The organism is Bacillus sp. REN3 (assembly GCF_017912555.1).
Taxonomy (GTDB): Bacteria; Bacillota; Bacilli; order Bacillales; family Cytobacillaceae; genus Mesobacillus.
Genome location: NZ_JAERSD010000005.1, coordinates 1 through 12,066 on the forward strand (window position 1 = coordinate 1; position 12,066 = coordinate 12,066).

The following is a 12,066-nucleotide window of genomic DNA, read 5'->3' on the forward strand; positions in this document are numbered from 1 at the left end:
AGCTCAGCTGGTTAGAGCAACGAGCGAAGCTTCCCTGAATTAACTTCGAGTTGTACCCATCGATCTGCTTCTTGGATAGCTTTCTGAGATGGGGACAGACATTCAAGTGAGTCTTAGCTATAAGATTAACGCGCTGAATATGGACCTTTAGCTCAGCTGGTTAGAGCAACGAGCGAAGCTTCCCTGAATTAACTTCGAGTTGTACCCATCGATCTGCTTCTTGGATTAGCTTTCTGAGATGGGGACAGACATTCAAGTGAGTCTTAGCTATAAGATTAACGCGCTGAATATGGACCTTTAGCTCAGCTGGTTAGAGCAGACGGCTCATAACCGTCCGGTCGTAGGTTCGAGTCCTACAAGGTCCACCATTATATTTTTGTTATTTATGGAGGAATACCCAAGTCCGGCTGAAGGGATCGGTCTTGAAAACCGACAGGCGGGTCAAACCGCGCAGGGGTTCGAATCCCCTTTCCTCCTCCATTTTTAAAATATTATCGTCGCGGGGTGGAGCAACGAGCGTTACTTCACTGATGAAACGGCGAGTTGTACCGATCGAGCAGCATCTTGATTCAACTTCCTGAGATCGGGACAGTCTTTGCTCTCCTGGAGCATAAACAAAATAGTTTCATTTATTATCGTCGCGGGGTGGAGCAGTCCGGTAGCTCGTCGGGCTCATAACCCGAAGGTCGCAGGTTCAAATCCTGCCCCCGCAATCTGGTCCCGTGGTGTAGCGGTTAACATGCCTGCCTGTCACGCAGGAGATCGCCGGTTCGATCCCGGTCGGGACCGCCATTTTGATTATAAGTATAGGCAGCAAAATGATTATGGCTCAGTAGCTCAGTCGGTAGAGCAGATTGCTCACATCATGATCCAGCTTCTGCGGCAATCTGCGAGGAAGGCCGGGAGGTCTTTCGAGCAAAGGACGAAGCTTGTCAAAGTATAGGCAGCACAATTATTATTATGGCTCAGTAGCTCAGTCGGTAGAGCAGATTGCTCACATCACGATTCAGCTTCTGCGGCAATCTGCGAGGAAGGCCGGGAGGTCTTTCGAGCAAAGGACGAAGCTTATCAAAGTATAGGCAGCACAATTAATATTATGGCTCAGTAGCTCAGTCGGTAGAGCAAAGGACTGAAAATCCTTGTGTCGGCGGTTCGATTCCGTCCTGAGCCACCTTTATTTCCATCAATTTTTATGGCGACTGTGGCGAAGTGGTTAACGCATCGGATTGTGGTTCCGACATTCGTGGGTTCGATTCCCATCAGTCGCCCCATTCCAAATAAATGCGGGTGTAGTTTACTGGTAAAACCTCAGCCTTCCAAGCTGATGTAGTGGGTTCGATTCCCATCACCCGCTCCATACGGGCCTATAGCTCAGCTGGTTAGAGCGCACGCCTGATAAGCGTGAGGTCGGTGGTTCGAGTCCACTTAGGCCCATATTCTTAAATATCATCACACTATTCCGCAGTAGCTCAGTGGTAGAGCACTCGGCTGTTAACCGAGCGGTCGTAGGTTCGAATCCTACCTGCGGAGCCATTTTTATTTATAAGGTCTGGGGAAGTACTCAAGAGGCTGAAGAGGCGCCCCTGCTAAGGGCGTAGGTCGTGTAAGCGGCGCGAGGGTTCAAATCCCTCCTTCTCCGCCATAAGGCCCCTTGGTCAAGTGGTTAAGACACCGCCCTTTCACGGCGGTAACACGGGTTCGAATCCCGTAGGGGTCATAAGAAAAGCAGTCAGCAATCATGCTGATTGTTTTTTTTTTTGCTTCATAAATATAATTTCACTCCATTCTTCCTTCATTCTGGTAATTATCTTTGCTGCGTTCCTTTAAAAGTCTGTAAAGACGAATATTACCGCTTTCCCGCTCAACTAAGTTCCAATCATGGCATCCATCCCTCGTTTCAGTCTTTCGACTGTGATTTTTCTTGCATGAATGATTTCTCCCTTAGGATAGAAAGCGTTGCCCTTCTAAAAGCAGTAATCCACTAAATCGTATAGTTGGGAAATTCAGTGCATCCATCGTTTTCATTCCCGGTTTTTCATGATATTAAGATAATGTTAAGAAAAATTTCAAAAAATTAAAAAAATGTTTACAAGGGTTTCTGCCGGTTAACTAGAATACTACTTAGAATGAAATGTTTTTTAGAGGCAGGTGTGAACTTTGGCAAACCATCCAACCGATTTTGAATTGCATCTTTTCCATGAGGGCACTTTGTTCCAGAGCTATCAATTATTTGGGGCACATGTCATGAAAATAGACTTTTGTACATATACTCGATTTTGTGTATGGGCTCCAGCTGCAGTTGCTGTCAGGCTTGTTGGTGATTTTAATGGATGGAATGGGGACGGCTATGAATTTAGCAGGATGAACGATGAGGGAGTTTGGCAGCTTTTTGTTGAAAAGGATTTAACGGGTTCCATTTACAAGTATGAAATCCAGACTTCCTTTGATCAAAGAATCCTTAAAGCAGATCCTTATGCTTTTTTCTCTGAAGTCCGGCCGAATACTGCATCGGTCGTCTGTCCGCTTGATGGATATAGCTGGAATGACGAAAAGTGGCTCCGGAAACGGGAGAAAAGAAACAGTTTGGACCAGCCTGTGTTCATCTATGAACTACATGCTGGATCCTGGAAAAAGAAGGAAGATGGAACGTTCTATACATATCGGGAGCTAGCGGACGAATTGATTGCTTACATCATTTCCCATGGCTACACTCATGTTGAGCTATTGCCGCTAACCGAGCATCCGCTCGATGTTTCATGGGGTTACCAATCCACCGGCTATTTTTCAATCACAAGCCGGTATGGCACGCCGCATGATTTCATGTATTTCGTTGATCAATGCCACCAAAACGGGATAGGTGTCATCCTTGATTGGATTCCGGGGCACTTTTGCAAGGACGCTCACGGCCTATATAAATTCGATGGAAGCCATCTATTCGAATACAAACATGAAAATGATCGTGAAAACCATGTTTGGGGGACTGCTAACTTTGATTTGGGAAAGACGGAGGTACAAAGCTTCCTGATTTCAAGCGCCTTATTTTGGATGGAAAAGTATCATATCGATGGTTTCCGGGTGGATGCGGTAGCAAATATCATTTACTGGCCGAATTCGCATCAGGCCGCGAATTCGTATGGCATCGAGTTTTTGAAAAAGCTGAACAAAGTTGTGAAAGAATTCGGGCCTGGTGTGATGATGATTGCAGAGGATTCTACCGATTGGCCGCAGGTGACTGCCCCTGTGGAATATGGCGGGCTTGGTTTTACATACAAATGGAACATGGGCTGGATGAATGACACACTAAAATATATGGAAACAGAGCCGAAGGATCGCAGGCATATCCATGACAGAATCACCTTTTCCCTGCTCTATGCCTTTTCCGAAAGTTTTATCCTTCCTTTTTCACACGATGAAGTTGTCCATGGAAAAAAATCGCTCCTCGATAAGATGCCGGGCGACTATTGGCAAAAATTCGCCCAACTCCGTTTACTGCTGGGCTTCATGGCCGCCCATCCAGGAAAAAAATTGACCTTCATGGGAACTGAGTTCGGGCAGTTCACTGAATGGAAGGACCGTGAGCAGCTTGACTGGAACTTGTTTGATTACGATATGCACCAGAAAATGGACCAGTATGTCAAGGATTTAATCAGGCTGTATAAACGGTCAAAGCCGCTGTATGAGCTTGATTATGTGCACGAAGGCTTTGAATGGATCGACGCAGATAACCATGAGCAATCTGTCTTTTCATTCATTCGCAAAAGCAGGAATCCAGACGAATTTCTTGTCATCGTCTGCAATTTTACCGAAAAAGCATACAGCCATTATCGGATCGGCGTTCCAAAGGCAGGGGAGTATCGAGAAATCATCAATAGTGACGCGGAAGCTTTTGGGGGTTCTGGTGTCATTAATAAAAGAGTCCTGAAGGCGAAAGAGACTGCTTTTCATGGAAGGAAGTTCTCAGTTGAAATGAATCTTTCTCCATTCGGGTTTATTATCTTGCGTCCTGTTATCAAAAGAAAGGGGAGGAACCATCATGAAAAAGAAGAAGTGCGTAGCAATGTTGCTGGCAGGAGGAAAGGGAAGCCGGCTCCAATCGCTGACAAAGAATCTCGCTAAGCCTGCCATCCCATTCGGAGGGAAATACCGGATCATCGATTTCCCTTTGAGCAACTGCACGAATTCCGGGATTTATACGGTAGGCGTCCTGACCCAATACCAGCCGCTGGTACTCAATTCATATATCGGGATCGGGAGCGCATGGGACCTTGACAGGAAAGACGGCGGTGTAACTGTACTTCCGCCATATGCCGAAACGTCCGAGGTGAAATGGTATTCTGGAACTGCCAGCGCCATTTATCAAAACATGAACTATCTTTATCAGTATAACCCTGAATATGTCCTTATCCTTTCTGGCGACCATATTTATAAGATGAATTACGAAACGATGCTGGATTACCATATCGAAAAAGAAGCGGATGCTACGATATCGGTCATTGAGGTGCCCTGGGAAGAAACAAAGCGCTTTGGGATCATGAACACGGATTCCGATTTAAAAATCGTTGAATTTGAAGAAAAGCCAAAGAATGCAAAGAATAATCTTGCATCGATGGGTATCTATATTTTTAAATGGAGTGTATTAAGAGAATATTTGATAAAAGATGATCAGAATCCTCAATCAAGCCATGATTTTGGCAAGGATATCATCCCGCTGATGCTGAAGGAAGACAGGAAGTTGTTCGCTTATCCATTCAAGGGGTACTGGAAAGACGTAGGGACAATCCAGAGCCTGTGGGAAGCCAATATGGACCTGCTGGACAGGAATTGTGAATTGAAGCTGTTTGATCATTCGTGGAGAATTTATTCAGTGAATCCAAATCAGCCGCCCCAATATATCTGTCCTGAGGGGGAAGTGACTGAGTCGCTTGTGAATGAAGGCTGCAAAATTGAAGGTGAAGTTTCGAAAACAGTTGCCTTCCAGGGAGTGACGGTAAAAAAAGGGGCAGTGGTCAAAGAAACGGTCATCATGCCTGATGCGGTGATTGGCCATAACTGCCGGATTGAGAAAGCGATTGTGTCCCCAGGCGTATATGTGCCTGATGGGATGATTATTGTACCGGACCAAGGCAGCAATGAAATCACTCTAATATGCGAAGAAACAATTGGAGAATTGCAATCCAGTTGATCGGAATCAGGAGGAAATCTAAATGAATAAACGATTATTGGGAGTAATAGACGCGACAACTGTCCACGAGAATCTCCTTGAACTGGCTCTCCACCGTTCAGTCGCCGCCATACCCTTCGGGGGGCGGTACAGGCTGATCGATTTCATCCTGTCAAATATGGTGAACTCTGGTATCCAGAGTGTGGCGATTTTTCCAAAGTTCCAGTATCGCTCGCTGATGGACCATTTAGGTTCAGGAAGGAACTGGGACCTCAACCGGAAGAGGGATGGACTCTTTTTCTTTCCTTCGCCTAACCTTGATAAGCCATATCCAGGAATCGGGTCACTTGACCATTTTGCGGATAATATTGATTTTTTTGTACGCAGCACTCAGGAATATGCATTGATTGCCAATTCCTATACAGTTTTCAATATGGATTTCCAGCCCTTGCTTGACTGGCATATCCAATCAGGCTGTGATATAACAGAAGTCAGGAAAGGCAGGGAATCACTAGGCATCTACCTTGTCAAGAAGACCCTCCTGATGGATTTGATCCATACGAGAAAGGAAACGGGTTATTCAAATCTAAGGGATGTCATCATGGACACCGACAGCCAGTTCAATCTTTGCTACTACAACTTCGAGGGGTATGCAGTGATGGTTGACTCTCTAGCCAAATATTTCAGCGCCAGCATGGATCTGCTGAAGCCCGAAGTCTGGAAGGAATTGTTCCCGAAGGAAAGGCCAATCCTGACGAAGGTCAAGGATGAGCCGCCCACGCGCTATGAAAAAGAAGCAAATGTAAGGAATGCCATGGTGGCAAACGGAGGATTGATAGAAGGAAAGGTTGAAAACAGCATCATAGCAAGGGGAGTCAAAATCGGAAAAGGCAGCATGATCCGCAATTGCATCATCATGCAAAAAACACAAATCAAGGAGAATTGTATATTGGAATCTGTCATTGTCGATAAAGATGTGAAAGTTGAAGAAGGAACGATCATCACGGCCTCAGCGAATTCACCGGCCGTTATCCGCAAAGGGACGGTACAGGGAGTGAGGGCAGGCTCGTGAAAATTTTGTTTGCAGTATCAGAATGTGTTCCGTTCATCAAATCGGGCGGTTTGGCAGATGTCGCAGGTTCGCTGCCAAAGGAATTGAAAAAGCTTGGGGCAGATGTCAGGGTGATCTTGCCTAAATATGGGATGATTCCAGAAAGCTTCAGGGATGAAATGGAAAGAGTGAAGGAGTATACGGTGCAGCTTGGCTGGCGTACACAGTATTGCGGCATTGAAACGCTTGAATACGATGGCGTGACTTTTTATTTCGTGGATAATGAGTATTATTTCAAATGGGATTCACTTTACGGGCATTATGATGATGGCGAGCGCTTTTCCTATTTCAACCGCGCAGTCCTTGATTTCATTGCGGAACTCGAGTTTTACCCTGATGTGATCCATTGCCATGATTGGCATACAGGGATGATTCCCTTTTTGCTGAGGACGGAGTACTATCGGAAGCCTGGTTATGGTTTTATCCGTTCTGTATTTACGATTCATAATCTGCAGTTCCAGGGAATTTTTCCGCGTGAAATCCTTGGTGACCTGCTCCATATCGACAGCCGTTATTTCAATGAGGAGCAGCTTGAGTTTTTCGGGAACGCAAACTTCATGAAAGCAGCCTTGATTTCCGCTGACCACATTACGACCGTAAGCCCTACCTACAAGGAAGAAATCCAGACTCCCTATTACGGGGAAAAGCTGGATGGAATCCTCAGGAAGAGAAAGGAAGACCTTTCGGGTATCCTGAATGGCATTGATAACGAATTATACAATCCTAAGACAGATGTGGCGATCGAAAGGAATTTCGGTATCGATTCATTTGAAATGAGAGTTGATAACAAGCTGGAAATCCAGCGGTTTTTTGGTCTTCCTGAAAGCCGTGACATTCCCTTAGTGGCGATGATTACCCGTTTGACAAAGCAGAAGGGGCTTGAACTTGTCAGGTGGGTTTTCGATGAAATCATGTCTGCGGGTGTCCAGCTTGTCGTTCTTGGAACAGGAGATCGGGAATTTGAACATTTTTTCAGTGAGAAGTCTGGACATTATCGTGAGCAGTGCCGCTCTTACATTGGCTTTGATGAAAAGCTTGCTCATCAAATCTATGCTGGAGCCGACCTGTTCCTGATGCCATCAAAGTTCGAACCTTGCGGACTGAGCCAGATGATTGCGATGCGCTATGGCGCAATCCCGCTTGTCAGGGAAACGGGCGGCTTGAATGACACGGTCCTGCCGTACAACGAATTCACCGGAGAAGGCAATGGATTTACATTCGCAAATTTCAATGCCCATGATATGCTGTTTACGATTGAGAGGGCGCTGTCAATCTATCGTGACAGCGAGAAATGGGAGGAGCTTTCCATAAAAGCGATGGAGATGGATTACAGCTGGGCTCAGTCGGCAAAACAATATGAGGCTCTCTATTCCGATCTCATTTCAAGGAGTGAGTCGCATGTTTTCTAATGTCGAAGAGTTCAAGACAGCTTTTTTGAAAAAACTTGAGATGATGTTTGGAACCAGCTTTGAAGAAAGCACAAAACGGGAGCAATTCCAGACGCTGGGCCATATGATTCGAGAGTATGTGAGCGCGGATTGGATCAGGACGAATGAGCTTTACCGTACAGAGGCAAAGAAACAGGTTTATTATTTATCGATTGAGTTCCTTCTTGGGCGCCTGCTGCGTCACAATCTGATTAATCTGGGTGTGGAGAAGGTTGTGGAAGAGGGCTTGCTGGAGCTGGGAATCGACCTGGACCGTCTTGAAGAAGTAGAGGCGGATGCCGCTCTAGGCAATGGAGGCCTTGGCCGCCTTGCGGCATGTTTCCTGGATTCACTCGCTTCGCTCGATTTGCCTGGCCATGGGTGTGGAATCCGCTATAAGCATGGCTTGTTCGAGCAAAAAATCGTCGATGGCTACCAGGTCGAACTGCCTGAGCAATGGCTAAGGAATGGCCATGTATGGGAAGTGAGGAAGGCGGATGCTGCCGTCGAGGTCCCTTTTTGGGGTGAAGTCGAAAGCAGGTTGGAAAATGGCCGTCTCGTTTTCAGGCACCTCAATGCAGAAACAATCATGGCTGTGCCATATGATTTGCCAGTGATCGGGTATGGTACGGGGACGGTCAATACATTGAGGCTGTGGAACGCTGAGCCATCAAGGTACCCGTTCCATTCAGACATTTTCAAATATAAAAAGGAGACCGAGTCGGTTTCCGAGTTCTTATATCCGGACGATACTCAGGATGAGGGAAAGATCCTCCGTCTCAAGCAGCAATATTTCCTTGTAGCGGCTAGCCTGAAGGCAATTATTCTGTCTTTCAAGAAGAAGCACAAGAGCCTGATGCTCTTCCATGAATACGTCAGCATCCATATCAACGATACCCATCCAGCGATTGCGGTGCCCGAGCTGATGAGGATCCTGATGGATGAGGAAGGCCTTGGATGGGACGATGCATGGCATATATCTGTTAACACTCTTTCCTATACGAATCATACGACGCTTGCCGAAGCCCTAGAACGGTGGCCAATCCGCATCTTCAAACCGCTGCTGCCACGGATCTATATGATCATAGAGGAAATAAATGAGCGGTTCTGCAGCCATGTTTGGGACCGATACCCAGGTGATTGGGACAGGGTGGAGAAGATGGCAGTCATCGCGCATGGAGAGGTCAGGATGGCTCCTCTGGCGATTGTTGGGAGCCATAGCATCAATGGAGTGGCGATGCTCCACACCGAAATTCTCAAAAACCGGGAAATGAACTTGTTTTATCAGATGTTTCCTGATCGTTTCAACAACAAGACAAACGGGATTACCCACCGACGCTGGCTGCTGAAGGCGAACCCTGGATTGGCGAAGTTGGTTACAGACTCCATAGGACCAGGCTGGATCAGATCTCCTGAAATGCTTGAAGAACTTATGGAGTTCAGGGGGGACCCGGCGTTCATGCAGCAGCTGCATGCAGTCAAGCAGACAAATAAGGAGAAACTCGCAAGCAGGATCTTTGAAAAAACAGGTATGAAGATCGACACAGAATCGGTTTTCGACATCCAGGTAAAACGGCTCCATGCGTACAAACGCCAGCTGCTCAATGTCCTCCACATCATGTATTTGTATAATGCCCTGAAGGAAGGGGAGGATGTGCTTCCTTATCCGAGGACTTTCATCTTCGGGGCAAAGGCTTCGCCTGGCTATCAATTTGCTAAAAAAGTGATTAAACTGATCAATTCTGTCGCGGACAAAGTGAACCACGATCCTGATGTCAATAGGAAAATGAAGGTCGTTTTCCTTGAAAACTATCGTGTTTCCCTGGCTGAAAGCATTTTTCCGGCGGCCGATATCAGTGAACAGATTTCGACCGCAAGCAAGGAGGCTTCCGGGACAGGGAACATGAAGTTCATGATGAACGGCGCCCTCACTGTAGGAACACTGGATGGCGCCAATGTGGAAATCACTGAGCGGGTCGGAAGAGGGAATATTTTCCTGTTCGGCCTGACTGCCGAGGAAGTGTTGGGGTACCAGCAAAATGACGGCTACCATTCATTGGAATATTACCACCATGACAAACGGATCCGCCAGGTGGCCGATCAGCTTGTGAATGGTTTCTTTCCGGATACTGAACACCTTTTCAGTGAGATTTATGACTCATTGCTCGGGCACAATGATCAGTACTTCGTCCTGCGTGACTTTGCGTCCTATGTCCAGGTGCACCAGGAAGTCAGCCGCAAATACCTTGACCGAAAAGACTGGCTTGATATGAGCCTTGTCAATATTGCTAAATCGGGCTATTTTTCAAGCGATAGGACGATCAGTGAATATGCAGACAAAATATGGCATGTTCAATCAGTATTGAAGAAATAAGAAAAGGAGACCGATCAATCGGTCTCCTTTTTCCCTTCTTTCTTTTTATCCTGGATATAACTGTCCCTTTTTCGGTAAGGAATGTCTCCCAGCTGGGACTCAATCCCCGCATCATCAAGCATTTCTTCGTATTCAGCTTCTGTTTCGCTATAGACAAAGCGGCGATTCTTTCCTTCGAGGTCGGCAGTGCTGAATGATTCATAGTCTTCTGTGAAGCCGCCCTCAGTTTCTTCATCGATATAGAGCTTATTATAGTCCTCTTCATGGGTGTTGAAATCTGCAGGTGTCTCAGATGTCCCGAACTGGGCAACATCGTTGAAACTGTTTTTATTGTCGGTCATTTCTTCATTTTGCCTGCGGTCGAAGTCGGTATTGTGCGTCAGTTCCAATACTTCTTCCTCTGCTGGTCTGTCGTTCGGCAGAGTCTGCTCAGGGGTATGATCAACACAGTAAAGCGTATAGGGAACTGCCTCCAGGCGTTCGTAAGGGATTGCCCTTCCGCATTCCGCGCACTTTCCGTAAGTGCCGTCTTCCATCGCTTTCAGTGCGTTTCCGATTTTCTCCAGGAGGTCGTCATTATGCCCATCGATGGCAAGGTATTTGCTCCTCTCAAACATTTCTGTCCCGCTATCAGCAGGATGGTTATCGTACGCTGAAAGATCGCCTGTGGCATCCCTTTGGCTTCCATTTAGGTATCCTTCCTTTGCTTCATCCCCGACTTGATCAAGAAGCCTTTCCTTTTCATCTATCAGACTTTCCTTTAATTTGTTCAATTGCACCTTTGTCAGCATTTTTACACTTCCTCTTCGTTATCGTTCCCTATGTTTGCCAGGAACTTATTCTTATCTAATGAATACCCGGTCTCATTTCCAGGAAACATAGAAAAAGCTTCCGATGAACGGAAGCTTACGTACTAGAGGACCGCGATGAAAATGCCAATAGATAATAGGAAGCCAAAAATGGTATTTGTCTGGGCAGTTGCTTTCATGGCCGGCATCAATTCCATTGGGGTGCTCTTGCCGATGAAGCCTTTAGCCGCCTTTATTGCCTTCGGAATGCTTAGCCCCACAATCGCGGCCCACGGCGAGACAATGCCCGTGATGATCAGGCCAATGATCCAGAGGTAAGAGATGATGAACATTCCTGAGAGAAGCTTGATCGCTCCATTCCTGCCGAGCAGGATGGCCAAAGTCTTGCGGCCGAATTCTTTGTCTCCATCATGGTCACGGATGTTATTGGCAAGGAGGATTGCCCCGACCAGCAGGAAGCTCGGCATTGATACAAGCACACTTGTTGTCGTCACTGTTCCTGTCTGGATATAAAAAGAAATCAGGATGATCAAGATTCCCATGAAAAACCCTGCCACAAGCTCACCGAATGGGGTGTAGGCAATCGGCAGCGGACCGCCAGTGTATAGATAGCCTGCCGCTAGCGAGACAACGCCTACAGCTGCAACCCACCAGCTGCTGCTCATGCAAATGTAAACACCAAGCAGCACTGAAATTCCATACAATCCAAACGCCAGTGATAAAACGGTATTTGGTTTGATGCCATGGCGGACAATGGCACCTCCGATCCCGACGGATTTCTCAGTGTCAAGCCCTCTTTTAAAGTCATAATATTCATTGAACATATTGGTTGCAGCCTGGATCAACAGACTTGCCACCAGCATGGCCGCAAATAATCCCCAATGGATCCCGCCATTTTCTTCGAGCGCCAGCGCAGTCCCTAAAAGAACAGGCGCAAATGATGCTGTCAATGTATGAGGCCGTGTCAGCTGCCACCAAACTTTCCAGTCTGCTTCTTGCTTTACTGCAGAAGTGCCGGGCTGTAGCTGTGGTTGCATTTCAATTCTCTCCCTTTGCTTCATAATTACAAACCTTTATATATTATCTAAAAGAGCCAAAATTGTCAAAAAGCCCTTTAAAAATGGGGTAATATTGGCTTACAATATTTAGTGTAGGTATTCACATATAGACTGTCAATTAGTATT

At 46.5% G+C, this 12,066-nt stretch carries 7 protein-coding genes and 11 tRNA genes; 16 read left to right on the forward strand and 2 right to left on the reverse strand.

Annotated features, from left to right (window positions below; all coding sequences use genetic code 11):
- The first annotated feature begins 291 nt into the window (after positions 1-291).
- The 16 genes from JJQ88_RS05820 to JJQ88_RS05895 all read left to right on the forward strand — a co-directional run bounded on the left by JJQ88_RS05820 (position 292) and on the right by JJQ88_RS05895 (position 10,073).
- Positions 292-368 (forward strand) — tRNA-Ile (locus JJQ88_RS05820).
- Positions 369-387: 19 nt separating this feature from the next.
- Positions 388-480: transfer RNA gene (locus JJQ88_RS05825), tRNA-Ser, on the forward strand.
- 159 nt (positions 481-639) lie between these two features.
- Positions 640-713: transfer RNA gene (locus tag JJQ88_RS05830), tRNA-Met, on the forward strand.
- Positions 714-716: 3 nt separating this feature from the next.
- A tRNA-Asp gene (locus JJQ88_RS05835) sits at positions 717-792 on the forward strand.
- Positions 793-1,098: 306 nt separating this feature from the next.
- Positions 1,099-1,171, forward strand: a tRNA-Phe gene (locus tag JJQ88_RS05840).
- A 24-nt stretch (positions 1,172-1,195) separates the two neighbouring features.
- Positions 1,196-1,271: transfer RNA gene (locus JJQ88_RS05845), tRNA-His, on the forward strand.
- Between the two features lie 12 nt (positions 1,272-1,283).
- Positions 1,284-1,357 (forward strand) — tRNA-Gly (locus JJQ88_RS05850).
- Positions 1,358-1,360: 3 nt separating this feature from the next.
- Positions 1,361-1,434, forward strand: a tRNA-Ile gene (locus JJQ88_RS05855).
- A gap of 24 nt (positions 1,435-1,458) precedes the next feature.
- Positions 1,459-1,533, forward strand: a tRNA-Asn gene (locus JJQ88_RS05860).
- 18 nt (positions 1,534-1,551) lie between these two features.
- A tRNA-Ser gene (locus tag JJQ88_RS05865) sits at positions 1,552-1,642 on the forward strand.
- 3 nt (positions 1,643-1,645) lie between these two features.
- A tRNA-Glu gene (locus JJQ88_RS05870) sits at positions 1,646-1,717 on the forward strand.
- A 440-nt stretch (positions 1,718-2,157) separates the two neighbouring features.
- Positions 2,158-4,116, forward strand: coding sequence for a 1,4-alpha-glucan branching protein GlgB (glgB, locus tag JJQ88_RS05875; RefSeq protein WP_210364802.1), 1,959 nt, complete (start codon positions 2,158-2,160; stop codon positions 4,114-4,116).
- Positions 4,034-5,182, forward strand: a complete 1,149-nt coding sequence (locus tag JJQ88_RS05880; protein ID WP_246860956.1) for a glucose-1-phosphate adenylyltransferase — start codon at positions 4,034-4,036, stop codon at positions 5,180-5,182. The genes glgB and JJQ88_RS05880 overlap by 83 nt, the downstream gene beginning before the upstream one ends.
- 22 nt (positions 5,183-5,204) lie before the next feature.
- On the forward strand, positions 5,205-6,233 hold the full coding sequence (locus tag JJQ88_RS05885; protein ID WP_210364803.1) for a GlgC family sugar phosphate nucleotidyltransferase: 1,029 nt from the start codon (positions 5,205-5,207) through the stop codon (positions 6,231-6,233).
- Positions 6,230-7,681 carry a glycogen synthase GlgA gene (gene glgA, locus JJQ88_RS05890; protein WP_210364804.1) on the forward strand — a complete coding sequence of 484 codons (1,452 nt, stop codon included), beginning with the start codon at positions 6,230-6,232 and terminating at the stop codon, positions 7,679-7,681. Before JJQ88_RS05885 ends, glgA begins: the two co-directional genes overlap by 4 nt.
- The gene (locus tag JJQ88_RS05895) at positions 7,671-10,073 is read left to right on the forward strand and encodes a glycogen/starch/alpha-glucan phosphorylase (RefSeq protein ID WP_210364805.1); all 2,403 of its coding nucleotides are present in this window, start codon (positions 7,671-7,673) and stop codon (positions 10,071-10,073) included. The genes glgA and JJQ88_RS05895 overlap by 11 nt, the downstream gene beginning before the upstream one ends.
- Before the next feature lie 14 nt (positions 10,074-10,087).
- On the opposite strand, the gene JJQ88_RS05900 is transcribed toward JJQ88_RS05895, so the two are convergent.
- Positions 10,088-10,864: a TraR/DksA C4-type zinc finger protein gene (locus JJQ88_RS05900; RefSeq protein ID WP_210364806.1), complete on the reverse strand. Its 777-nt coding sequence runs from the start codon at positions 10,862-10,864 to the stop codon at positions 10,088-10,090.
- 122 nt (positions 10,865-10,986) lie between these two features.
- Positions 10,987-11,919 carry a 1,4-dihydroxy-2-naphthoate polyprenyltransferase gene (locus JJQ88_RS05905; RefSeq protein WP_210364807.1) on the reverse strand — a complete coding sequence of 311 codons (933 nt, stop codon included), beginning with the start codon at positions 11,917-11,919 and terminating at the stop codon, positions 10,987-10,989.
- Between the last annotated feature and the right edge of the window lie 147 nt (positions 11,920-12,066).

Bases quoted from the DNA above. Each gene is read 5' to 3' on its own strand.
- JJQ88_RS05900 (WP_210364806.1), bottom strand. From the start codon at position 10,864: ATGCTGACAAAGGTGCAATTGAACAAATTAAAGGAAAGTCTGATAGAT.
- JJQ88_RS05880 (WP_246860956.1), top strand. From the start codon at position 4,034: ATGAAAAAGAAGAAGTGCGTAGCAATGTTGCTGGCAGGAGGAAAGGGA.
- JJQ88_RS05895 (WP_210364805.1), top strand. From the start codon at position 7,671: ATGTTTTCTAATGTCGAAGAGTTCAAGACAGCTTTTTTGAAAAAACTT.
- JJQ88_RS05905 (WP_210364807.1), bottom strand. From the start codon at position 11,919: ATGCAACCACAGCTACAGCCCGGCACTTCTGCAGTAAAGCAAGAAGCA.
- JJQ88_RS05885 (WP_210364803.1), top strand. From the start codon at position 5,205: ATGAATAAACGATTATTGGGAGTAATAGACGCGACAACTGTCCACGAG.